Here is a 21,764-nt window from a genome sequence, read left to right as displayed (position 1 = left end):
AGCGCGCCGCCGTTGTTCGGGCTGAGCGTGTTGAACACCAGGTAGGGGTTGCTGGTCGAGCCGTCCATGATCTTGAAGTTGGAGTTGGACTTCAGGCTCGGGATCTGCCCGGTCGGGACGGTCTGGTCCCAGGACAGGTCGGCCGCGCCCGACTCCATCTGCTGCTGGACGGTCTCCGGCGAGTCCTGCCCCATCGTGATCTGGATCCCGTCGGGGTTCTGCTGCCGGACCGGGTCCGAGGCGGCCTTCCAGGCGGGGTTCTTCGCCAGCGTGATCGACTTGTTCGCCTGGTAGCTGGTGATCTTGTACGGGCCGTCGGAGATCGTGTGCGTGCGGAAGTCGGGGCTGTCGGGGACGTACCGGTCGTACTCCACCGGCGCCGCCGCCGAGAACGCCAGCCCGAGGATGTTGGTGAAGTCGCTGGCCGGCCGGTTCAGCTTGACGACCAGCGTCTTGTCGTCCTTGGCCTGCAGCCCCGTCACCTGGTGCTGGTTCTGGTAGGCCGCGATCGCCGCCGCGTCGTTCCCGCCGACCTTGGTGAAGCCGTCGCAGAACTTGGCGAAGCCCTCGATCGTGTCGGTGTAGTACCCGAGCCCGCCGGACGGCTTGGCCGGGTTGCAGATCCGCTTGATGCCGCGGACGAAGTCGCCGGCGACGACCGGGCGCACCGGGTTGGTATCCCACTGCATGCCGTCGCGCAGCTTGATCGTGTAGGTCTTGCCGTCCTTGCTGATCCCGCCGTTCTCCATGGTCGGGATCTCGGCCGCGCCGTCCGCGACGACCTTGATCGCGTCGTCGAAGTTGTCGGCCGCCTTCACGTTGAACAGCGTCCGGGCGAACTGGCGGGCCAGCAGGTTGCCCCAGGTGGTGTAGACGCTGGAGGTGTCGAGGTGGTCCACGTCGGACGAGCCGACCACCTTCAGCGTCCCGCCGGCGGACCCGCCGCCCGAGCCCCCGCTCCCGCCGCCGCACGCGGCCAGTCCGAGGGCGGCCGCGCCGAGCCCCGCGGCGGCGATCACCGTCCCCCGTCGTCGTGCTGCCATCTGCACTTCCCCCGCTCTGCGTGATGACCTGAGCGCGTCCCGCCACGGTCGGCGGCACCGGGTGCGCCCGACGAAGATCGCGCTAGGTAGCGAAGTTAGCACCCAGAGTCATGTCATCGCGCGCGCGACCCCCGAAAAGGTCGCGCGCCCTGTTCGAGCGGAAGGGAAAGGGAGCCCCGGACGCCCTGCTCAGGCCGGGGAACGGGCGGGGCGGGTCAGAGGACGGTGGTCCAGGCGGACGGGTCGCCGGGGCGGGCGGAGAAGTCGTAGCGGACCAGGTCCGGGGCGAGGCCGACCAGGCTGACGGAGGTGGTGCCCCAGACGCGGCCGGGCTCGAACTCGTGCAGCGGCAGCAGGGTGCGGCGGTCGGAGCGGTCCAGGCCGCCGCCCTCCAGCTCGGCGAGCCAGGACGACCAGTCGCGGACGTCCCCGCCGGGGCGCGGCGCGGGGCGGGGCGCGGCGGCCAGCAGCGGCCGCAGGTGCGCGAGGCGGGCGGCCATGAAGGCGTCCTCGACGACGCCCTCGCGGTGGCCCTCGCCGTTCAGGCCGTTGTTGACGACGATGTGCAGGCCGGGGCCGAGGTCGCGGCCGGTGAGGTCGGCGCCGTCCCAGCTCCACATGCGCGCGCCGCCGGGGTCCGCGCCGAGCAGGAAGAACGGGTCGTAGGTCTTCAGGTCAAGGTCGTCGGGGGTTCCGCCGGCGGCGACCAGCAGCGGGAGGTCGCCGCGGGAGCGGCGCCGGTCCTCGGGGGCGAGCGGCCCGCGCCCGTTCAGGATGGTCGCGGCGCGGCGCGCCTCCGGGTCGACCGCGAGCCAGGTGCCGCCCGCTTGCAGGTCGCGCCCGCCGACGAGGCCGGGACGGTCCGGCCAGTGCCGGCCGGGGGGCTCCCAGGCGCGGGTGAGGAACTCGTCCCGGACGCCCACCAGGAGCACCGGGACCGGGGAGGCGGGGTCCACGCTGACGATCGCCGTACACATGGCTCTTATTGCAGCACTCGCGGCAAACCCGGATTAAAGCGGGGGCCAGGGAATGGCGGGCCAGTCCTCGGGCGGGTAGGGGTGGATGCGGTGCTTGAGCATCAGCTCGACCCGGCGGCGCGTCGCGTCGACCTCCTCGGCGGTCAGCATCCCGGCGAGCCGGTCGCGCAGCCGCCCCGAGCGCAGCGACGCCTCCACCCGGCCGAGGGCGTCCAGCGCCTCGGCGGTCAGCGGCTTGCCGCGCCACTGCCACAGCACCGTGCGCAGCTTGTAGTCGACCGAGAAGCACACGCCGTGGTCGCAGCCGTAGACGTGCCCGTCGCCGGGCGGCAGCAGGTGCCCGATCTTGCGGTCGGCGTTGTTGACGACCGCGTCGAACACCGCCATCCGGCGGATCGCCTCGGTGTCGGAGCGCGACAGCGCCACGGTGTCGGTGTCGGGATCGGGCTCCACCCACAGCTGCACCATGCCGACCCCGTACGGGCCGTCGCGGTGCACCGTCGGCGGGACGATCCGCCACTCCATCGCCTGCGACACCTCGTAAGCGGCGACCTCGCGCTCGGCGAGCGTGCCGTCGGGGAAGTCCCACAGCGGGCGCTCCCCCGCGACCGGCTTGTAGACGCACGCCGAGCGCACCCCGTCCAGCTCGACCGAGCAGTACAGCGTCGCGTTGGACGCCTGGACGAGCCGTCCCTCGACCGTCAGCGTCCCCTCGGTCAGCAGCCGCTCGGCGGCCTCGGTGTCGCGCGGGGACACGCCCTCCTCGCTACCGTCGTCGGCGGGAACGCGCCCCCGGGAAGCCTGCGTCATGCGTCCATTCTCCCGTGCCCGGCCCCCATGATCCAGCACGGGCGGGTCAACCGAGGAATCCGTTCTGGCGGGGGCAGACGTGGCCGTCGGCCGACAGGGGCAGGCCGCACAGCGGGCAGGGCGGGCGCCCGGCGGCGACGACCTTCAGCGCGCGCTCGGCGAACGCGCGGGCCTGCGCGGCGGTGACCCGCACCCGCAGCACCGCGATCGCCGGGTCGGGCTCGCCGGCCTCGGCGCCCTCCTCCTCGTCCTCGGTGGCCTCCTGCGCCTCGATGACGACGCGCTCGTCCTCCGGGTCCCAGGCGAGGGCCATGGTGCCGACCCGGAACTCCTCCTCCACCGGTTCGTCCAGCGGTTCGTCGTCGTGCAGCTCGGCGGGGGTGACGGCGGGCACGTGCGCCGCGCCGCCGCTGCGCCGCAGCACCTCGTCCAGCAGCTCCGAGAGCCGCTCGGCGAGCAGGCTGACCTGGAACTTCTCCAGCGCGACGCTGGTGAGTCGGCGACCCTCGCGGGCCTGCAGGTAGAACGCGCGCTCGCCGGGCTCGCCGACCGTCCCGGCGACGAAGCGGTCCGGCAGTTCGTAGGAGATGACCGGCATGACACCAGACCCTACGCGCCGCCGCCGACCGGCGCGTCACCCTCCCGGCCTGGCGCGTCGTCCGCGGGCTTCGGCAGCAGCGACGCGACCTCCCCGCCGCTGTCGTTCAGCCGGACCAGGAACGGGCGCAGCTCGGTGTAGCGGATCGCGGTCAGCGACGCCGGGTCGGCCTGGATCCGCTGGAACTGGTCCAGGTGGACGCCGAGCGCGTCGGCGACGATCGCCTTGATGATGTCGCCGTGGCTGCACACCAGGTACACCGCGTCCGGGCCGTGATCGGCGGCGATGCGGGCGTTCCAGTCGCGGACGGCCGCGACCGCGCGGCGCTGCGCGTCGGCGAGGCCCTCGCCGTCCTCGCCGGGGAACACCGCCGCGCTCGGGTGCGCCTGGACGACCCGCCACAGCGGCTCCTCGGCGAGCTCCTTCAGCGGACGGCCCGTCCAGTCGCCGTAACGAACCTCACCGAACCGCTCGTCGACCTCGATCTTCTCGATCCCGGTGCGCGCGGCGACCGCCTCGGCGGTCTGCAGGCACCGGTCCAGGGGGCTGGAGACCACCGCGGCCAGCGGGGTCCCGTGGAGGCGTTCGGCCAGGTCGCGGGCCTGGGCGCGGCCGTGCTCGTCCAAGCCGAGGCCGGGCGTCCAGCCGGCCAGCACCGGTCCGGTCAGCGCGGTGCGGCCGTGCCGCACGAGCAGAAGGGTCGTCACGACGTGCACTCTACGAGAGGGAAGTTTTCCGGCGAAGCCCGCATATTCTTCACCGTTTGCGCAACAATGCCCGGCATGATTGTGGACAAGGCCATCTACGCCGACGGCATGCGCACCGACATCGACGGGGACATCAGCGACGCGTTCGACGCCGCGCGCGCCCAGGGTGACTGCTTCGTCTGGATCGGCCTGTTCGAGCCCGACACCGACGAGTTCGAGCTCGTCAAGGACGAGCTGAAGCTGCACCCCCTCGCCGCCGAGGACGCGGTGTCGGCGCACCAGCGCCCCAAGCTGGAGCGCTACGACGACACCCTGTTCGTGGTGCTGAAGACCCTGTTCTACGTCGACGCGACCTCCGACATCGAGGTCGGCGAGATCATGCTGTTCGTCGGCCGCGACTTCGTGGTGACCGTCCGGCACGGCGCGGGCAACCCGCTCGGCCCGGTGCGCAAGCGCCTGGAGGCCACGCCCGAGATGCTCGACCACGGGCCGGCCGCCGTCCTGTACGCCGTCTGCGACGAGGTCGTCGACCGGTACGGCATCGTCGCGCACGAGGTGGAGCGCGACATCATCGACCTCGAACGCGCCGTGTTCGACCCGCAGGCCGACGACGTCACCGAGGACATCTACCGGCTCAAGCGCGAGGTGCTGGAGTTCCGCAGCGCCGAGGACCCGCTCGTCCCGGTCATGCAGGAGATCAGCCGCGGCCGCGTCACCGAGTGCCACGGCGTCCAGGAGTACTTCCGGGACGTCCTGGACCACCTGCTGCGCGTCGACACCCAGGTGGACGCGCACAACGAGCTGCTGAACAGCGTCCTGAACGCGCACCTGGCCCTGCTCGGCCAGCGGCAGAACGACGACATGCGGAAGATCTCCGCGTGGGCCGCGATCGTCGCCGTCCCGACCGCCATCGCCGGGATCTACGGCATGAACTTCGACCACATGTGGGAGCTGCACACCGCCTACGGCTATCCGGTCGCGCTGGCCGTCATGGTCGCCATCTGCGTCGTGCTGTGGCTGATCCTGCGCCGCAACCGCTGGCTCTGACGAGGCGTTCGCGGACGGCGCAGTCCGCGCACTTTTCCGCCGCCCTGATGGCGGGTAAGGATAGTTGTTTCCGCCTCGCGCGGCGGGTTCCGGCAGGACGCGCCAGGGGGACCATTCCTCTAGGGACACCGAGGAGTGGCCATGGCGGCAACCGTTGAGACCAAGGTGACAGCGGCCACGGGCGCGAGCCTGCTGGCCGGATTCGTGGTGGGGTGGCTCGTGCTGAAGCTGCCCGCCCTCTCGTCGTTGGCGGCGCCGTTGCAGGCGTTCATCACGGCGCTCATCACGGCGGGCTTCACGTTCGTCGCGGGGTGGCTGGCCAAGCACACACCGCGGGTCGCGGAGGCCGCGCCGGCGGGAGCCCCGCAGGCTCCGGCCCCGTCCGCTCCGGAGCCGCCGCCCGCGGCACCCCCAGCGGGCTGAACCCGGCCGACCGGCCGGGTCGGCGATCCGGCCGGGCAGGACGGCGGGTCGCCGCGGGTCCGGACGGGCCGGATCGGGGGGTTCGGACGGGCCGGATCGGTAGGTCCGGGGCTGGCCGCATCTGGCCACGTCACGTGATCATATGACTACCGTTGGTAAGCATGCTGCGTTCGAACTCTCACTGGAGGAGCGGCATGCTCACCAAGCTCATAGTCACCACGGCCGCGGCGGGGGCGCTGGTCGCCGGCCTGGCCGCCGCGCCGGCGCTCGCCACCGGTGGGCCCGGCGGCGCGCACAAGCCGGCGCGCCCGGCGCGACCGGTGCACCACAAGCCGGGGCACCTGGTCCGCCCGGGGATGCCCGCGCACCACAAGCCGGGGCACCTCGTCCGGCCGGGGCAGGTCGCGCACCACCTGACCCGGCCGGGTCGTCCGGCGCACCACCTGGTCCGGCCCGGGCTGCCCGCGCACCACCTGATCCGGCCCGGGCACCTCGTCCGGCCCGGGCAGGTCGTGAACGCCAAGCCGGGCAAGCTCGTCGCGGCCTGCAAGCCGCACAAGGCGCTCGGGCACGGGTACTGGTCGTGCGTGCTGCCGGCCCGGGCGTGTCCCGTGGTGGCGCACGACCACCTCGGCTACCCGGTCAAGGGCCTGGTTCCGTTCCGCTGCGTGCGGACGCCCCAGGGCCAGTGGGTCTGGAAGCGCGTCTGACCCGCTGAGGCGTGCTCTGCCCTTCCCAGGGGTCGGTTTCGGGGAAGGGCAGGGCCCCTTCACACCTGGCGCCGCACCGGCACCGCACCGGCGCCTCAGAGGCCGTTCAAGGGCGGTTCACGGGCTTCAGCAGCGCCGTCCACAGGTAGGACGGCTCCCCCGCGGTCTCCAGGCGGCGCCGGATCGCCTCAACCCGCGTCGCCGTAGGGACCGTCAGCCAGAACAGGATCGGGTAGCCGACGACGAACGCGAAGACGAACACCCACACGCTGCGTCCGACCATCGCCAGCGGCAGGCCGACCAGGATCGTCGCCTCCGACAGCGCGTACCGGAACATGACCGCCTGCCGGAACAGCAGGACCGACTGCCGGACGGCCCACTCGCGGTCCTGCGACGGGACGAGCGGGCGCGGCGCGCGCGGCCCGAGCAGCAGCGCGGCGGCGGCCACGGCCAGGATCGGCAGGCACAGCCAGGGCGCGAGGTCCCCGAGGCGGCCCTCCCCGGCGGGCACGATCAGCGGGCTGATCGCCAGCATCAGCACCGGCGCCGTCACCAGCGCCGTGACCATCACCCGCAGCTGCCCGAGCACCGTCTCGGGCGGGCGCATGGACGCCAGGTAGCCCGGATCGTCCGCCATGCCCGCCTCATAGGCGGCCGCGTCGGGGCCGCCGGGAACGGCCGGCTCGAAGTCGTCTGACGGGTCCGTCCCCGGGCCGGGCGGGGGGAACTGCGCGCTCGCCATGGCCAGGCACTCTAGCCCCAGAACCCCCGGAAATACCGCTCTCCAGGCGAACAGAATTCACCCGGAGAGAGCAGGCCGTTTCGCCCGGACGGCGACGCGGGATCAGGTGGCCGAGACCGCGCCCGCGGCGAGCAGGCCGATCAGGATGCCGCCCAGCGCCACCCGGTAGTACACGAAGACCATCATCGAGTGCTTGGTGAGGAACTTCAGCAGCCAGGCGATGCAGGCGTAGCCGACCACGAACGACACCACCGTCGCGATGATCGTCGGCCCCCAGGAGAGCCCGCCGTCGAAGGCCTTGCGCAGCTCGAACAGGCCCGACAGCACCACCGCCGGGACCGACAGCAGGAACGAGTACCGGGCCGCGGCCTCGCGGGTGTAGCCGAGGAACAGCGCGCCGGTCATGGTCGAGCCCGAGCGGGACGAGCCGGGGATCAGCGACAGGCACTGGAACCCTCCGATGATCAGCCCGTCGCGCAGGTTGAGGTCGGCGACCTCGCGCTTGCGGGCCCCGGCCCACTCGGCGACCATCAGCAGCAGGCCCATGACGATCAGCGAGGACGCGTTCAGCCACAGGTTGCGCGCGCCCTTCTCGATGAAGTCCTTGCCGGCCAGGCCGATCACCGAGATCGGGATGGTGCCGAGGCCGATGTACCAGCCCATCCGCGCGTCCATGCTGTGCCGCAGGTCCGGCGTCCACAGGCTCCTGGTCCAGGTGGTGATGATGTTCACCAGGTCGCGCCAGAAGTAGATGATGACGGCGGCCATCGTGCCGAGCTGGATCACCGCGGTGAAGGCCGCGCCCGGGTCCCCCCAGCCGAGCAGCTTGGGGACGATCAGCAGGTGGCCGGAGCTGGAGATCGGCAGGAACTCCGTCAGGCCCTGGACGATGCCGAGCACGGTCGCTTCGACGACGTTCACGGTCGGTGGTTTCCCCTCGGACGAGCGCGGGATGGCGGGTACCGGGCCGCCGGCGGCGGGTACCGGGCGCCCGCGGCGGGACCCCCGGGCCGCTGACCGGGCCCGACCGAAGCGTAGCGGGCGCCCGGCCCGGCACGGCCGGTCCGGCGCCGAGCGGCTACCCTCACCCAACATGAAGGAGCGTCACGTCGGGCGGAGCGGTCTGGTCGTCTCCCGCCTCGGGCTGGGCACCATGACCTGGGGGCAGGACACCGAGCCCGACGACGCGGCGGCGCAGCTGACCGCGTTCGCCGATGCCGGGGGGACCCTCGTCGACACCGCCGACGTCTACAGCGACGGCGACGCCGAGCGGATCCTCGGCCACCTCATGCGCGAGACGGTCGACCGCGCCGACCTGGTCGTGTCGACCAAGGCCGCGATCCGCCCGGACGGGCGCTACGACGGCTCGCGCCGGCACCTGCTGTCCGCGCTGGACGCGTCCCTGGACCGGCTCGGCGTGGAGTACGTGGACCTGTGGCAGCTGCACGTCCACGACCCCGCCACGCCGCTGGAGGAGACCCTCACCGCGCTGGACGAGGCCGTCGCGTCCGGGCGCGCCCGCTACGTCGGCGTGGCGAACTTCACGGGCTGGCAGGCCGCCAAGGCCGCCGCGTGGCAGCGCGCCTGGCCGGGCCGCGCGCCGATCGTCGCCGCGCAGGCCGAGTACTCGCTGCTGAGCCGCGACCCCGAGCGCGAGCTGATCCCCGCCCTGCTGGACGCCGAGGCGGGCCTGCTGCCCTGGTCGCCGCTCGGCCGCGGCGTCCTGACCGGCAAGTACCGCACCGGCATCCCCGCCGACTCGCGCGCCGCGACCGCGCACTTCGCCGAGTTCGTCCAGCCCTTCCTGGACGAGGAGTGCGGCCGGATCGTGGAGTCGGTCGTCACCGCCGCCGAGGGCCTCGGCACCACGCCCCTGGCGGTCGCGCTCAGCTGGGTCCGGGACCGTCCGGGCGTCGCCGCCCCGATCGTCGGCGCCCGCACCGTCGCCCAGCTCAACCAGGCCCTCGCCGGCGAGGCCCTCACCCTCCCCCGCGAGATCCTCCGCGCCTTGGACGACGTCTCCGACATGACCGCGAGCCATTAGCGGTCCCGGCCCACTTCGCTCGCCTGAAGGCCCGCTACGTGACCGTGCCCGGGCGAACGCGGCATCGCCTCGCGATCAACCCGGCTTCGCTCGCCTTCGGCGGCGCTCCGCCGGGTTGGCAACGCGTTCGCGTGCGTGGCTGACGCCCCCGAGCCGGGGCCTGCCCGCAGCTGCCTGCGGGGCCTGGCGGATGAAGCGGGCCGGGCTCGGAAAGCACGCGTTCGCGTGGCTCGGTTCGCGTGGACGGGCCGGGCGTGGCACGCTCGGAGCGGCCGCAACCGCGGCGCCGACCGCCCGCTGACCAGCCATCCGGGAAGACCGTGACCGAGAGCTCCGCCGAGACCACCGAGACCCCTGCCACCGCCGAGGCCCCCGCGTCCGCCGAGACGTCCGCGAACGGCGGGCCCCGGGCGGCCGCCGCGCCCGACCTGGCGCGCGAGACCGCGGCGCTGGCCGCGCTGTTCGAGGAGGCGGGCGTGCCGGCCTCGCTCGCGCCGCGCGCCGCCGCCCGCCTCGGCGCGGGCGCCGCGGCGCGGCTGCGGGACGACCCGTGGCGGCTGCTGCGGGTGCCGGGAGTCCGGCCGCGGCAGGCCGACCACTTCGCCCGGCAGGTCCTCGGCGACGCGGCCCGCCCGGACGACCCGCGGCGCGGCCGGACGCTGGTCGTGGCGCTGCTGGCGGAGGCGGCCGTGCGCGGGCACACCGTCACGCCGCTGCAGGACGTCCTGACGGCGCTGGAGAAGGAGCGCGTCGCCGACCCCAGGCGGGCCGTGGAGGACGCGCTGGACGAGGGCGAGGTGCTCGGCCTCACCGAGGAGCCGGAGTTCGACGAGGAGTCCTTCGACGAGGACGCCGACCTGCCCGAGCCGGAGGAGTCGCTCGGGCTGGCGCGCTGGGCGCTGACCGAGGAGGCCGCGGCCGAGGGGTTCCAGCGGCTCACCGCGACCGCCGGGCCGCTGCTGGACGACGCGGCGGTCAAGGAGCTGCGCGCGGGCCTGCCCGAGGACCGCTCGCTGGCGTTCACCGCCGCGCTGCGCACCGGCGTGACGCTGTGGCGCGGCACCGCGAACGACCTGACGGCGACGGCGGCGGCGCTGGTCACCGCCGCCGCGTCCGCCGGTGTGCGGGCCGCGCTGGTGACGCCGACCGACCGCGCCGCCGCCGACATCGCCGCCGCGCATCCGGACCTGCCCGAGGGCGCGGCGGTCGGCCTGCACCGGCTGCTGGACCCCGCCGACGAGCCGGGCACCGCGCCCGGCTCGGTGCTGTACCGGCGCGGCGACCAGCGCCCGTTCGAGCTGGACCTGCTCGTCCTGCCGGACGCGTCGGGCCTGGACGTCGAGCTGTGCGCGGTGCTGGTCGGCGCCTGCCCGGACGGCGCGCACCTGGTGCTCGGCGGCGAGCCCGGCGCGGCCCCGCCCGCCGCGCCCGGCCGCGTCATGGAGGACCTGGAGGCGTCCGAGACCGTCCCGGTGGTGGAGCTGGAGCCCGCCGGTCCGGGCGGGCCGCTGGACGAGCTGACCGCGGCCGTCCGGGGCGGCGACCTGCCGCAGGTGGCCGCGCCGAACAAGGAGGTCGTGATCGTCCCCGCGATGGGCGAGGAGGAGGCCGTGCACCGGGCGGTGCAGCTGGTCACCGACTCGATCCCGCGCGTGCTGGACATCCCGGCGGGCGAGGTGCAGGTCGTGGCGCTGGCCCCGGCGGGCGAGGCCGCCGCGGGCGCGCTCAACGTCGCTCTGAAGGCGAAGCTGAACCCCGGCCCGGGCCGCTTCGGCGGGTTCGACGTCGGCGACCGGGTCGTGGTCGCCGCGCCGCTCCCCCAGGCCGCGGTCGGCGAGACCGGAACCGTCGAAGGCGCCGGGCCGGAAGGGCTGAGCATCGCGTTCGCGGGCGGGACGGCCGTGGTGCCGCCGTCGTCGGCGGCGCGGCTCCGGCACGGCTGGGCGCTGCCGCCGGCGCTCGCGCGCGGCGCCCGCCGCGACGCGGTCGTCGCCGTGGTCGCCGGGTCCGCGCTGTCGCGTCCAACCGTCGCGACCGCTTTCGGCCTCGCGCGGCGGCACCTGTCGATCGTCCAGGCGGCCGGACCCGGCCTCGCCCGCGCCGTCCGCGAGACCGGCGCTCCGGATCGCCGCACCCGCCTCGCCCGCCTCGTCCTCGGCTAGCACGCCTCGCCCGCCCGGCCCGTCCGCGCGTTCGGAGCGGGCGCTTGTGCGGCGCTGGGGGCGGGGTGGTTTTGCCGGGACGCGGGAAACCCTCGTGTCGGTGTTTACCGCGGGGGCGTCGTGCGGCACGATTCGATCACGAAGGCGCGAACCCGGCGCGACCGCCCCGTCCGATCCTCTTGGACGGGGCGTCAACAGCGAAGGAGTGACATGCCCCAGCAGCGACGCTTCGTGCGGCTCGGGTCCGCGGCGACGGCGGTCTCCGCCACCGCCCTGGTCATCACCGCGTTCGGCGCCCCGGCGGCCTCCGCCGAGGCGGCGAGCGCGAGCGCCGCCAAGCCGTGCAAGAAGGGCACCGACCCCAAGAGCACGGTCGAGAACTGGAAGTGCCAGCTCGACAACCTCCGCGACCGCTTCGACCACCACAACACCCCGTCCCCCACCCCCACCAAGTCGCATGACAAGGACATCAACCGCCCCGGCGGGGACGGCACCGGAGGCGGCGGGGACAAGAACGGCAACGGCGGGGGCGGCGACAAGGCCCCGAACAACGGCAATGGCGGGCCGCGGACGAGCGTCCCGAGCGGCAACGGGCCGACGCTGATGGACAACCAGGCCCCGCAGCCGTTCCCGTCCGGCACGCCGAACGGCCAGCAGCCGAACGTGCCCGGCCTGCTGCCCGCGCCACAGGTAGCCGGGCCGGGAGCGCAGCCGGTCGGTTCCCAGCCCGTCCCGCAGACGCACCTGGTGTCGCCGGTCGCCGCGTCCGAGCGCACCGAGGGCGGCCAGATGCTGTGGGTCGCCGGAGCCGCCGCGGTCGTCGGCGCGGCGGCGGCGCTGAACCTCAGCCATATCGGACGCCAGATCCGCCGCCGCCCCGGTCGGCGCTGACGACTCCGAAACGCCGAACGGCGGGTGGCACCGGACCGGTGCCACCCGCCGTTCTCCGTTTTCGCGCGGAAGCGTTACGCGGGCGGTGCGCCTACGGCGTGCAGGCCGCCGTCCACGTGGACGATCTCGCCGGTGGTCGCCGGGAACCAGTCCGACAGCAGCGCCACGATCGCCTTGGCGGTGGGCTCGCTGTCCTTGATGTCCCAGCCGAGCGGCGCGGTCTTCGGCCACATGTCGGTCATCGTCTGGAAGCCGGGGATGCTCTTGGCGGCCATCGTGCCGAGCGGCCCGGCCGCGACCAGGTTCACCCGGACGTTCTGCGGCCCGAGGTACTTGGCCAGGTAGCGGCAGGTGGACTCCAGGCCCGCCTTCGCCACGCCCATCCAGTCGTAGACCGGCCACGCCACGGTCGCGTCGAAGTCCAGGCCGACGACCGAGCCGCCGTCCTTCATCAGCGGCAGGCAGGCCATGGTCAGCGACTTCAGCGAGTACGCCGAGGAGTGCACCGCGGTCGCGACGTCCTCCCACGGCGTGTCGAGGAAGTTGCCGCCGAGCGCGGTCTGCGGCGCGAACCCGATGGAGTGGACGACACCGTCGAGCCGGTCGAACCCGGCATCGGTGAGGTTCCCGGCGAGCGCGTCGAGCTGCTCGCTGTCGGTGACGTCCAGCTCGATGACCGGCGGGACGTCGTCCGGACCGGACGGGAGCCGCTTGGCGGTGCGGGTGGTCAGCGTCGGGCGCGGGTAGGCGGTCAGCGCGACGCGCGCGCCCTCCTGCTGCGCGACCCGCGCGACGTGGAAGCCGATCGAGGCGTCGGTGAGGACGCCGGTGACCAGGATGTTCTTGCCGTCGAGGATGCCCATCGCGCTCAGTGCCCCATTCCCAGTCCGCCGTCCACGGGGATGACCGCGCCGGTGATGTAGCCCGCGTCCTCCGACGCCAGGAACCCGACGGCCTTGGCGATCTCCTCCGGCCGGGCGGTGCGGCCGAGCGGGATGGCGCCCTTGATGGCCTTCTGCTGGTCCTCCGACAGCGCGGCGGTCATGTCGGTGTCGACGAAACCGGGCGCCACCACGTTCACGGTGATGCCGCGCGAGCCGAGCTCGCGGGCCAGCGACCGGGCGAAGCCGACCAGGCCCGCCTTGGACGCGGCGTAGTTGGCCTGCCCCGCCGAGCCGAGCATGCCGACCACCGAGGACACCAGGATGATCCGGCCCTTGCGGGCGCGCATCATCGTCTTCACCGACCGCTTGGCGACCCGGAACGCGCCGGTGAGGTTGGTGTCCAGCACCGAGCTGAACGCCTCCTCGCTCATGATGGCCAGCAGCGTGTCCTTGGTGATCCCGGCGTTGGCGACCAGCACCTCGACCGGGCCCTGCTCCGCCTCCACCTTCGCGAACGCGGCGTCCACGTCCTCCATGCTGGTCACGTCGCACCGCACGCCGAACAGCCCCTCGGGGGGCTCGCCGGAGCGGTAGGTGACGGCGACCTTGTCACCGGCGGCGGCCAGCTCGCGCGCGATCGCCAGGCCGATGCCCCGGTTCCCGCCCGTCACCAGGACAGAGCGACTCATCTCATGCCTTCCGTCGTCCACATCACATCGGGGTCGAGCGTATCGACCCGTCCCCGGCCGCAGAGATGTGCCATTCCGACAAGATCCGGCAACGACCTTTGTTCCCCCGGCGCCTCCCCGGACGGCGTTCGGCGGGGGGCGTCCTTCCGCCCGGCCTCCGTCCGGAAGCGTCCGGACCCGGCCGGTAGCGCGACACCCGGGCCCGCGTGATGATCAGCCGGAGGGCGAAGGGGTAGCTTGGGCAGGGTGCATGACATAGATCCCGCCTTCACCGCACTGCCGCTGCGGGCGCTCGCCGACGCCGCGCTGAGCCGGGCGCGCGAGCTCGGGGCCGAGCACGCCGACGTCCGGGTGGAACGCATCCGCACCCAGAGCCTCCGGCTGCGCGACGCCGTCCTGGAGACCGCCGCCGACGGCAGCGACCTCGGCCTGTCGGTCCGGGTCGTCGCCGGGGGGACCTGGGGGTTCGCCGCCGGGATCGACCTGACCCCGGCGGGCGCGGCCGCGCTCGCCGAGCGGGCGGTCGAGGTCGCGCGGGTCGCCGCGCCGGTCAACCGGGAGCCGATCGAGCTGGCGCCCGAGCCGTCGCACGGGGACGTGACGTGGGTGTCGTCCTACGAGATCGACCCGTTCGCGGTGTCCACGCAGGACAAGGTCGGCCTGCTGGCCGACTGGAGCCGCCGGCTCCTCGGCGACTCCAGGGTCGACCACGTGGACGCCGCGCTGCTGCAGGTGCGCGAGAACAAGTTCTACGCCGACCTGAACGGGACGACCACGACGCAGCAGCGCGTCCGGGTGCACCCGGTGGTGAACGCGACCGGCATCACCGAGACCGCGTTCGACACGATGCGCACGATCGCGCCGCCGGTCGGGCGCGGCTGGGAGTTCCTGGTCGGCGACATCCACGACTGGGACGACGAGCTGGGCCGCATCCCCGAGCTGCTGGCCGAGAAACTGGCGGCGCCGTCGGTCGAGGCGGGACGGTACGACCTGGTGGTCGACCCGTCCAACCTGTGGCTGACCATCCACGAGTCGATCGGGCACGCCACCGAGCTGGACCGGGCGCTCGGCTACGAGGCCGCCTACGCGGGCACCTCGTTCGCCACGCCGGACAAGCTCGGGAACCTGCAGTACGGCTCGAAGGTCATGAACGTGACCGGCGACCGCACCGCCGAGCACGGCCTGGCGACGATCGGGTACGACGACGAGGGCGTCCAGACGCAGTCGTTCGACATCATCAGCGGCGGCTTGTTCACCGGCTACCAGCTGGACCGGCGCATCGCGAAGCTGACCGGCGCCGAACGGTCCAACGGCTGCGCGTTCGCCGACTCGGCGCACAACACGCCCATCCAGCGGATGGCGAACGTGTCGCTGCAGCCCGACCCGGACGGCCCGGGCACCGAGGGCCTGATCGCCGGAGTCGAGGACGGCATCTACGTCGTCGGCGACAAGTCCTGGTCGATCGACATGCAGCGCTACAACTTCCAGTTCACCGGGCAGCGGTTCTACCGCATCCGCGGCGGACGGCTCGCCGGGCAGCTCCGCGACGTCGCCTACCAGGCCACCACCACCGACTTCTGGAACTCGATGGAGGCGGTGGGCGGGCCGTCCGGGTACGTGATGGGCGGGGCGTTCAACTGCGGCAAGGGCCAGCCGGGGCAGGTCGCGCCGGTCAGCCACGGCTGCCCGGCCGCGGTGTTCCGCGGCGTCAACATCCTCAACACGGTCAAGGAGGCGGGCCAGTGAGCGCGCTCACCCCGCAGGAGGCTGTGGAACGGGCGCTCGCGCTGTCCCGCGCCGACGACTGCATCGTCATCGCCGACGAGTCCAGCACCGCGAACCTGCGCTGGGCGGGCAACACCCTCACCACCAACGGCGTGACCCGCTCCAGCGAGCTGACCGTGATCGCGCTGCGCCGGTCCGCCGCGGGCGTCGCGGCGGGCGTGGTGTCGCGCGCGGCCGTCGGCCCGGACGGGATCGAGGACCTGGTGCGCGCCGCCGAGGCGGACGCCGCGTCCAACGAGCCCGCCGACGACGCCGCGCCGCTGCTCTCGGGCGAGCTGGGCGACTGGGCGGCGGCGCCCGCCGACACCGGCATCGGGGTGTACCGGGACGTCGCGCCCGCGCTCGGTGAGGCGTTCGCGGCGGCCGCCGCGAGCGACAGCAAGCTGTACGGGTTCGCCAACCACATGGTCACCTCGACGTTCGTCGGGTCGTCGGCGGGGCTGCGCGCCCGGCACGACCAGCCGACCGGGCTGCTGGAGCTGAACGCCAAGGGCGCGGGCGGCTCGGCGTGGACCGGCGTCGGCACCCGCGACTTCGCCGACGTGGACGTGCCGGCGATGGCGTCCGACCTGGCGCGCCGGCTGGCCTGGGGCGAGCGCCGCGTGGACCTGCCCGCCGGGAGGTACGAGACGGTCCTGCCGCCGTCCGCGGTCGCCGACCTGATGATCTACCTGTACTGGTCGGCGGGCGCGCGGGACGCGGCCGACGGCGCGACGGTGTTCAGCGCGCCCGGCGGCGGCACCCGCGTCGGGGAGAAGCTGGCGTCGCTGCCGGTGCGGCTGTTCAGCGACCCGGCCGCGCCCGGGATCGAGTCCGCGCCGTTCGTCATCGCGCACTCCTCGGGCCGCACCCAGTCGGTGTTCGACAACGGGCTGCCGCTGCAGGCGACCGACTGGATCCACGACGGGACGCTGGCCGCGCTCACCCAGACCCGCCGCTCGTCCGAGGTCACCGGCCTGCCGGTCACCCCGGCGGTGGACAACCTGCTGATGACCGGCCCGGAGGGCGCCGACGCGTCGCTGGACGACATGGTCGCGCGCACCGGCCGCGGGCTGCTGCTGACCTGCCTGTGGTACATCCGCGAGGTCGACCCGCAGTCGCTGCTGCTGACCGGCCTCACCCGCGACGGCGTCTACCTGGTCGAGGACGGCGAGGTCGTCGGCGCGGTGAACAACTTCCGGTTCAACGAGAGCCCGGTGGACCTGCTCGGCCGCCTCACCGAGGTCGGCGCGACGCGTCCGACGCTGGCGCGGGAGTGGTCGGACTACTTCCAGCGCTCGGCGATGCCGGCGGTGCGGGTGCCGGACTTCAACATGTCCACGGTCTCCCAGGCCTCCTGAGCGGGCGGGCGGCTCGCGGGCGCTTGGAGGCGGGCGGGCTCTGCGGGCGTCTGGAGGCGGGCGGGCGCCCAGGCGGCCTTGTGCGGCGTCGGTGCCGGCGGGCGGAAACCGGGCCGGGTTCCGCCCACCGCGCCGCGCTCCGGGCTTCTCAGGACGTCCCAGGAGCATCCGGGATGCTTCCGGACGCCTCGGGACCCCTTCGGGACTCCTCCGGGACGTCCGGGGCCCGCTTCCGGGACGTCCAGGGGCCAGCTCCGGGACGTTCGGGCCCTACCGGGACCGGCCAGAAGGTTTGCCCTACCTGGTGTCGTCGATCGCCACCTGGGGGACTACCGTTGAATTGTGAAGGCCAAGCACCAGCACGGGCACGTCCGGCAGCATCGCGGTGACCAGGTGGTGTACACGGTCACCAACGCGCCCCGCCCGCTGTCCGAGGACATCAACCGGCGGCAGAAGCGGTACCTGCTGTCGATGGGGATCCGCACGGTCTGCTTCCTCGGCGCGGTCTTCAGCGGGATGGCCGGTGCGCCGCTGTGGGTGGTGGGCCTGTTCGTGGTGGGCGCTCTGTTCCTGCCCTACATCAGCGTCGTGGTCGCCAACGGGGGCCGCGAGCCGGTGTCCCGGGCCCGCTTCGACAGCCCGGAAGGCCCGGACCGGAAAGAGATTTCCGGACATGGACCAGAAATCGGGTCGTGACATTCTCTTGACTCGGGCCCGGGGGTTTCGGTGTACGATTTGTTCCGGCGCTCTGGTCCCCCGTCGGGGCGCCCGTGCCGGTGTTCCGGGCCCCCGTCGGAACACCGATGATGCGACGCCGGGTGGATTGCCCCCGTATCCACCCGGCGTCGCTTTTACTTTCTCCAGGGCTCATCCGGACGTCCCCGAGCCCTTCCCTTGGTGAACGCGTAGATCGTCCTTGGTCCGCGTCCCGGCCCCTCCGCACCCCACCAGCACGGCCGCATCCCGGACCATGCCGCCGGCCGCGGCGCAAGGTCTGGCGGTGGCCGGATCAGGCCACGGACCGAAACCTCGTCCGGGCGAACTTCCGCCGCGCCCGACTCGTCCCGCTCCGCCCGTCCTGCCCCGGAGGCCGCCCGGCCCGCCCGGCACCGCCCTCCCCACGGCCCGCGGGCGGGCCTTCCCATTGCCCGCGGGCGGCCCGGGCTCCTACGGTGAGGGGCCGATCAAGCCGTCGCGAGGAAGGCCGTGGGCCGATGGGAACCAAGGACTCACCGGCCGGGCACCCCGCCCGGCTGGACGTCGAGAAGGAGCGGGCCGCCGACCTCCAGCTGCGGGTCGCCGACCTGATCACCCGGTTCGCCGGCTCGATGATGTTCGTCTACATCCACGCGGCGCTGTTCGCCGTCTGGATGGTCTTCTTCGAGAAGAGCCCGTGGCAGACGCTGACACTGATCGTGTCGCTGGAGGCGATCTTCCTGTCCACGTTCGTGATGATCGGCCAGAACCGGCAGGCCGAGTTCGCCCGCCGCAAGGCCGACCACGACTACGAGGCGCAGGAGCTGGAGCTGCGGCACAACACCCAGGTGACCGAGATCGTCCACAGGCTCACCCAGGAGATCCACGCGGCGGTCGCCGAGGGCCGGCACGACGTCCGGCAGGAGAAACGGCAGAACACCCGGCAGGACGGCGGGCAGGACGGGCAGGGCGGCTGACGCCCGTCAGGGCTTGACGGCCAGGAAGAGGAAGGCCGCGAACACGACCAGGTGCAGGCCGGCCTGGAGCAGGGTCGCCCGGCCGGGGACGACGGTCAGGGTGGAGACCGCCACGGTGATCGCCAGCAGGACCATGTGGACGGGCTCCAGCCCGAGCTTCAGCGGCCCGGACAGCCAGATGGACGCGACCGCGATCACCGGGATGGTCGGGCCGATGCTCGCCATCGCCGAGCCGAACGCCAGGTTCAGGCTGATCTGCGGGCGGTCCCGGGACGCGGCGCGGACCGCGGCGATGGTCTCCGGAAGCAGCACCAGCAGGGCGATCACCACGCCGACCACGGCCTGCGGCAGGTCCATCCTCGCCACCGCGGACTCGATCGTCGGCGACTCGACCTTGGCGAGGCCGACCACGCCGACCAGCGCGACAAGCAGGAACGCCAGGCTGGTGTAGGCGGCGCGCGCGGACGGGCGGTCGGCATGGCCGTCCTCGTCGATGACGCCGCCGCTGCTGCGGTCGACCGGCAGGAAGTAGTCCCGGTGCCGGACGGTCTGGGTGAGCACGAACAGCCCGTACAGCACCACCGACGCGACCGCGGCGAAGCCGAGCTGCGAGGGGCTGAACTCGTGCTGCGGGCTGCTGGTGGTGAAGGTCGGCAGCACGAGGCTGAGCGTGGCCAGGGTCGCCACGGTGGCCAGCGCGCCGCCGGTGCCCTCGGCGTTGAAGACCGCGGTGCGCCGGCGCAGCGCCGCGACCAGCAGCGAGCTGCCGACGATCCCGGTGGTGGTGATCATCACCGCGGCGAACACGGTGTCGCGGGCGAGGGTGGCGGCCTTGGCGCCGCTGCCGGAGATCATCATGCTGACGATCAGCGCGACCTCGATCACGGTGACCGCGACCGCCAGCACCAGGGAGCCGAACGGCTCGCCGACCCGGTGCGCGACCACCTCGGCGTGGTGCACCGCGGCGAGCACCGCCCCGCACAGCAGCAGCGCCACCACCGCGGCGAGCAGGGCCGGCAGCTCCCGCCCCCAGGTCACCGCCAGCGCCGCGAGCGCCAGCCACGGCACCAGCCCGGACCAGGTGATCCTCCGACCAGCGATAGCGATCATGTAGCGATCGTGCCCGCTGCCGGTCGGCTGCAACGGCGTCCGCGCAGGTGGAGGCGGCTTTGCCCGCTTTCGTCCCGGTAAATTTTCGGCCGCCGCGCCCCGGGGACGGCCCCGGTCGCGCACCGCGCGTCCGGGCCGAACTAGAATCGTCTTCGAGATGATTTAGCGTTCCGCTAAGTCGGCCCCGAGCCGGGCGCCGGCGGCGGCCGTGGGAAGGGGCTGACGTGCGCCGCACGCTGTACAACGAGGACCACGAGGCGTTCCGCGAGACCATCCGGGAGTTCATCGACGCCGAGGTGGCGCCGAACTACGAGGCATGGGAGCACGCCGGCCACCCGCCGCGCGAGTTCTACAACCAGCTCGGCGAGCTGGGCGTGTTCGGGATCCAGGTCCCCGAGGAGTACGGCGGCGCCGGCGAGACCAGCTTCAAGTACCAGGCGGTCATCGCCGAGGAGTGCGCCCGGCGCGCGGTGAGCTTCGGCGGCTACAGCGTGCACGTCAACCTGTGCCTGCCGTACCTGCTCAAGTACGCCAGCGAGGAGCAGAAGAAGCGCTGGCTGCCGGCGTTCGTTTCCGGCGAGGCGATGTTCGCGATCGCGATGACCGAGCCCGGCACCGGCTCGGACCTGGCGGGCATCGCCACCACCGCGAAGCTGGACGGCGACCACTACGTCCTCAACGGCGCCAAGACCTTCATCACCGGCGGCGTGCTGGCCGACCGGGTGCTGATCGTCGCGCGCACCTCCCCCGCCACGCCGGAGAACCGCCGCGCGGGCCTGTCCATCCTGGTCGTGGATACCAAGAGCGAGGGCTACTCGGTCGGCCGCAAGCTGGAGAAGATCGGGCTGCGCTCGTCCGACACGGCCGAGCTGTCCTTCGTGGACGTCCGCGTCCCGGTGGAGGACCTGCTCGGCGAGGAGGGCCGCGGCTTCGAGTACCTGACCCACAACCTGGCCGAGGAGCGGCTCGGCATCGCGCTCAGCTCCTGCGCCCAGGCGGCCGCCGCCGTCGACTTCGCCAAGGAGTACGTGCAGCAGCGGCAGGTGTTCGGCAAGACCGTGTCGTCCTTCCAGAACACCAAGTTCGTGCTGGCCGAGTGCCAGACCGAGGTGGAGGCGGCGCGCTCGCTGCTGGACCGCTGCATCGAGGCCCTGGACGCCGGGGAGCTCACCCCCGCCGACGCGGCCATCGCCAAGCTGTTCTGCACCGAGACCCAGGCCCGCGTGGTCGACAAGTGCCTCCAGCTGCACGGCGGCTACGGCTACATCCTGGAGTACCCGATCGCGCGGCTGTACACCGACGCGCGCGTGACGCGCATCTACGGCGGCACCAGCGAGGTCCTGAAGACCATCATCGCCAAGGACATGAAGGTCTGAGCATGACCGCCGACGACGGTCCCGGACCTCGGCCCGTCCAGGCCGAGTCCGCCGACGGCAGGCCGGCCGTCCGGGACCGGGAGGCGACGGAGGAGGCGCTGCGCAGGGCGGCGATCGCCCGGCTCCGCGAGGGCGGCGTGCTGGCGGGGCTGAACCTGCGCGAGGTCGCCGACGAGGCGGGCGTGAACCGGGGGCTGGTGTACCAGTACTTCGGGTCGCGGCGGGCGCTGCTGCGCTCGGCGCTGCGCGGGGAGGCCCGGCGGAACGCGGCGGACGCGGCGGCGGCCTCGGCCGGTCCGATGCCCGAGCGGCCGGCGCGGCTGCTGGCGTCCAACATCGCCGCGCCGGAGGCGATCCGGCTGGTGACGCTGCTGGTACTGGACGGCGACGACCGCCCGCGCATCCTGCCGAACCGGGGCGGGGGCCGGGCGGCGCTGGCCGCCGACGCCGAGCGCGGCGAGCTGGCGACCGATGACGTGGACGCCGCGCACGCCGCGCTCGCCTCGGTGATCTACGGGTACACGCTGTTCCGCGAGCACCTGGCGCGGGAGATGAACGTCCCGGTGGACGAGCTGGACGAGCGCATGGGTCCCTGCCTGGAGGCGCTGTTCTCGGCGCGTCCGGAAGCGGCTCCGGGGCCTCCTGGACCGGGAATCGAAGCGGGGCCAGGAATCGAAGCGGGGCCGGGAATCGAAGCGGGCGCGCCCGCGGAGGACGCGCCCGCTTCTTGAAGGCAGGTGGCGAGGAGAGCGA

At 73.3% G+C, this 21,764-nt stretch carries 22 protein-coding genes; 12 read left to right on the top strand and 10 right to left on the bottom strand.

The window, feature by feature from the left end; all coding sequences use genetic code 11:
• The 5 genes from FHU30_RS33855 to FHU30_RS33835 form a co-directional block, all read right to left on the bottom strand.
• A partial coding sequence (locus tag FHU30_RS33855; RefSeq protein WP_253881582.1) for an ABC transporter substrate-binding protein occupies positions 1–1,043 on the bottom strand: 1,043 nt, incomplete at its 3' end.
• Between the two features lie 215 nt (positions 1,044–1,258).
• Positions 1,259–2,020 carry an NRDE family protein gene (locus tag FHU30_RS33850; RefSeq protein WP_253881580.1) on the bottom strand — a complete coding sequence of 254 codons (762 nt, stop codon included), beginning with the start codon at positions 2,018–2,020 and terminating at the stop codon, positions 1,259–1,261.
• Between the two features lie 33 nt (positions 2,021–2,053).
• Entirely contained in the window at positions 2,054–2,830 is a 777-nt protein-coding gene (locus FHU30_RS33845; RefSeq protein ID WP_253881578.1) for an SCO1664 family protein, read from the bottom strand.
• 46 nt (positions 2,831–2,876) lie between these two features.
• Positions 2,877–3,428 (bottom strand): DUF3090 domain-containing protein, encoded by a 552-nt coding sequence (locus FHU30_RS33840; RefSeq protein ID WP_253881576.1) that lies wholly within the window; start codon positions 3,426–3,428, stop codon positions 2,877–2,879.
• Positions 3,429–3,439: 11 nt separating this feature from the next.
• Complete coding sequence (locus FHU30_RS33835; RefSeq protein WP_253881574.1) at positions 3,440–4,135, bottom strand: histidine phosphatase family protein; 696 nt, start codon at positions 4,133–4,135, stop codon at positions 3,440–3,442.
• A 75-nt stretch (positions 4,136–4,210) separates the two neighbouring features.
• On the opposite strand from FHU30_RS33835, the gene corA reads away from it, so the two are divergent.
• The 3 genes from corA (at position 4,211) to FHU30_RS33820 (ending at position 6,315) form a co-directional block, all read left to right on the top strand.
• A complete protein-coding gene (gene corA / locus FHU30_RS33830) occupies positions 4,211–5,182 on the top strand; it encodes a magnesium/cobalt transporter CorA (RefSeq protein WP_253881572.1) in 972 nt (323 codons plus the stop codon).
• Between the two features lie 141 nt (positions 5,183–5,323).
• A complete protein-coding gene (locus FHU30_RS33825) occupies positions 5,324–5,605 on the top strand; it encodes a hypothetical protein (protein WP_253881571.1) in 282 nt (93 codons plus the stop codon).
• Between the two features lie 194 nt (positions 5,606–5,799).
• Positions 5,800–6,315 carry a hypothetical protein gene (locus tag FHU30_RS33820; protein ID WP_253881569.1) on the top strand — a complete coding sequence of 172 codons (516 nt, stop codon included), beginning with the start codon at positions 5,800–5,802 and terminating at the stop codon, positions 6,313–6,315.
• Positions 6,316–6,421: 106 nt separating this feature from the next.
• Here the strand turns inward: FHU30_RS33820 and FHU30_RS33815 are convergent, their stop codons facing one another.
• Positions 6,422–7,057: a hypothetical protein gene (locus FHU30_RS33815; protein WP_253881567.1), complete on the bottom strand. Its 636-nt coding sequence runs from the start codon at positions 7,055–7,057 to the stop codon at positions 6,422–6,424.
• A 102-nt stretch (positions 7,058–7,159) separates the two neighbouring features.
• A complete protein-coding gene (locus tag FHU30_RS33810; RefSeq protein ID WP_253881565.1) occupies positions 7,160–7,978 on the bottom strand; it encodes an undecaprenyl-diphosphate phosphatase in 819 nt (272 codons plus the stop codon).
• A gap of 172 nt (positions 7,979–8,150) precedes the next feature.
• Between FHU30_RS33810 and FHU30_RS33805 the strand changes: the two genes are divergently transcribed.
• The 3 genes from FHU30_RS33805 to FHU30_RS33795 all read left to right on the top strand — a co-directional run bounded on the left by FHU30_RS33805 (position 8,151) and on the right by FHU30_RS33795 (position 12,154).
• Positions 8,151–9,101 (top strand): aldo/keto reductase, encoded by a 951-nt coding sequence (locus tag FHU30_RS33805; RefSeq protein WP_253881563.1) that lies wholly within the window; start codon positions 8,151–8,153, stop codon positions 9,099–9,101.
• Positions 9,102–9,421: 320 nt separating this feature from the next.
• The gene (locus FHU30_RS33800) at positions 9,422–11,263 is read left to right on the top strand and encodes a helix-hairpin-helix domain-containing protein (RefSeq protein WP_253881553.1); all 1,842 of its coding nucleotides are present in this window, start codon (positions 9,422–9,424) and stop codon (positions 11,261–11,263) included.
• Positions 11,264–11,473: 210 nt separating this feature from the next.
• Positions 11,474–12,154: a hypothetical protein gene (locus FHU30_RS33795; protein WP_253881552.1), complete on the top strand. Its 681-nt coding sequence runs from the start codon at positions 11,474–11,476 to the stop codon at positions 12,152–12,154.
• A 74-nt stretch (positions 12,155–12,228) separates the two neighbouring features.
• Here the strand turns inward: FHU30_RS33795 and fabI are convergent, their stop codons facing one another.
• The gene (fabI, locus tag FHU30_RS33790; protein WP_253881549.1) at positions 12,229–13,017 is read right to left on the bottom strand and encodes an enoyl-ACP reductase FabI; all 789 of its coding nucleotides are present in this window, start codon (positions 13,015–13,017) and stop codon (positions 12,229–12,231) included.
• A gap of 5 nt (positions 13,018–13,022) precedes the next feature.
• Positions 13,023–13,727: a 3-oxoacyl-[acyl-carrier-protein] reductase gene (gene fabG / locus FHU30_RS33785; RefSeq protein WP_253881547.1), complete on the bottom strand. Its 705-nt coding sequence runs from the start codon at positions 13,725–13,727 to the stop codon at positions 13,023–13,025.
• Positions 13,728–13,973: 246 nt separating this feature from the next.
• Here fabG and FHU30_RS33780 point away from each other — a divergent pair, with 246 nt between their 5' ends.
• From FHU30_RS33780 to FHU30_RS33765, 4 genes are all read left to right on the top strand, one after another.
• Positions 13,974–15,473 (top strand): TldD/PmbA family protein, encoded by a 1,500-nt coding sequence (locus FHU30_RS33780; protein ID WP_253881545.1) that lies wholly within the window; start codon positions 13,974–13,976, stop codon positions 15,471–15,473.
• Entirely contained in the window at positions 15,470–16,852 is a 1,383-nt protein-coding gene (locus tag FHU30_RS33775; protein WP_253881543.1) for a metallopeptidase TldD-related protein, read from the top strand. The genes FHU30_RS33780 and FHU30_RS33775 overlap by 4 nt, the downstream gene beginning before the upstream one ends.
• Before the next feature lie 342 nt (positions 16,853–17,194).
• The gene (locus tag FHU30_RS33770; protein WP_253881541.1) at positions 17,195–17,548 is read left to right on the top strand and encodes a DUF3099 domain-containing protein; all 354 of its coding nucleotides are present in this window, start codon (positions 17,195–17,197) and stop codon (positions 17,546–17,548) included.
• A 518-nt stretch (positions 17,549–18,066) separates the two neighbouring features.
• Positions 18,067–18,525 carry a DUF1003 domain-containing protein gene (locus tag FHU30_RS33765; protein WP_253881539.1) on the top strand — a complete coding sequence of 153 codons (459 nt, stop codon included), beginning with the start codon at positions 18,067–18,069 and terminating at the stop codon, positions 18,523–18,525.
• Between the two features lie 6 nt (positions 18,526–18,531).
• Here FHU30_RS33765 and FHU30_RS33760 read toward each other — a convergent pair whose 3' ends face one another.
• Positions 18,532–19,635, bottom strand: coding sequence for a calcium:cation antiporter (locus FHU30_RS33760; RefSeq protein ID WP_253881537.1), 1,104 nt, complete (start codon positions 19,633–19,635; stop codon positions 18,532–18,534).
• Between the two features lie 224 nt (positions 19,636–19,859).
• On the opposite strand from FHU30_RS33760, the gene FHU30_RS33755 reads away from it, so the two are divergent.
• The gene (locus tag FHU30_RS33755) at positions 19,860–21,011 is read left to right on the top strand and encodes an acyl-CoA dehydrogenase family protein (protein ID WP_253881535.1); all 1,152 of its coding nucleotides are present in this window, start codon (positions 19,860–19,862) and stop codon (positions 21,009–21,011) included.
• Positions 21,012–21,013: 2 nt separating this feature from the next.
• Positions 21,014–21,742 (top strand): TetR/AcrR family transcriptional regulator, encoded by a 729-nt coding sequence (locus FHU30_RS33750; RefSeq protein ID WP_253881527.1) that lies wholly within the window; start codon positions 21,014–21,016, stop codon positions 21,740–21,742.
• The last annotated feature ends 22 nt before the right edge of the window (positions 21,743–21,764 follow it).

The organism is Actinomadura rupiterrae, from assembly GCF_024172125.1.
GTDB lineage: Bacteria > Actinomycetota > Actinomycetes > Streptosporangiales > Streptosporangiaceae > Spirillospora > Spirillospora rupiterrae.
This window is presented reverse-complemented; position numbering and strand designations above follow the sequence as displayed.

Excerpts from the sequence above, each read along its gene's own strand:
- fabI (WP_253881549.1), bottom strand. The coding sequence starts at position 13,017 with ATGGGCATCCTCGACGGCAAGAACATCCTGGTCACCGGCGTCCTCACC.
- FHU30_RS33750 (WP_253881527.1), top strand. The coding sequence starts at position 21,014 with ATGACCGCCGACGACGGTCCCGGACCTCGGCCCGTCCAGGCCGAGTCC.
- FHU30_RS33820 (WP_253881569.1), top strand. The coding sequence starts at position 5,800 with ATGCTCACCAAGCTCATAGTCACCACGGCCGCGGCGGGGGCGCTGGTC.
- FHU30_RS33795 (WP_253881552.1), top strand. The coding sequence starts at position 11,474 with ATGCCCCAGCAGCGACGCTTCGTGCGGCTCGGGTCCGCGGCGACGGCG.
- fabG (WP_253881547.1), bottom strand. The coding sequence starts at position 13,727 with ATGAGTCGCTCTGTCCTGGTGACGGGCGGGAACCGGGGCATCGGCCTG.
- FHU30_RS33850 (WP_253881580.1), bottom strand. The coding sequence starts at position 2,020 with ATGTGTACGGCGATCGTCAGCGTGGACCCCGCCTCCCCGGTCCCGGTG.
- corA (WP_253881572.1), top strand. The coding sequence starts at position 4,211 with ATGATTGTGGACAAGGCCATCTACGCCGACGGCATGCGCACCGACATC.
- FHU30_RS33805 (WP_253881563.1), top strand. The coding sequence starts at position 8,151 with ATGAAGGAGCGTCACGTCGGGCGGAGCGGTCTGGTCGTCTCCCGCCTC.
- FHU30_RS33825 (WP_253881571.1), top strand. The coding sequence starts at position 5,324 with ATGGCGGCAACCGTTGAGACCAAGGTGACAGCGGCCACGGGCGCGAGC.
- FHU30_RS33815 (WP_253881567.1), bottom strand. The coding sequence starts at position 7,057 with ATGGCGAGCGCGCAGTTCCCCCCGCCCGGCCCGGGGACGGACCCGTCA.
- FHU30_RS33765 (WP_253881539.1), top strand. The coding sequence starts at position 18,067 with ATGGGAACCAAGGACTCACCGGCCGGGCACCCCGCCCGGCTGGACGTC.
- FHU30_RS33760 (WP_253881537.1), bottom strand. The coding sequence starts at position 19,635 with ATGATCGCTATCGCTGGTCGGAGGATCACCTGGTCCGGGCTGGTGCCG.
- FHU30_RS33845 (WP_253881578.1), bottom strand. The coding sequence starts at position 2,830 with ATGACGCAGGCTTCCCGGGGGCGCGTTCCCGCCGACGACGGTAGCGAG.
- FHU30_RS33840 (WP_253881576.1), bottom strand. The coding sequence starts at position 3,428 with ATGCCGGTCATCTCCTACGAACTGCCGGACCGCTTCGTCGCCGGGACG.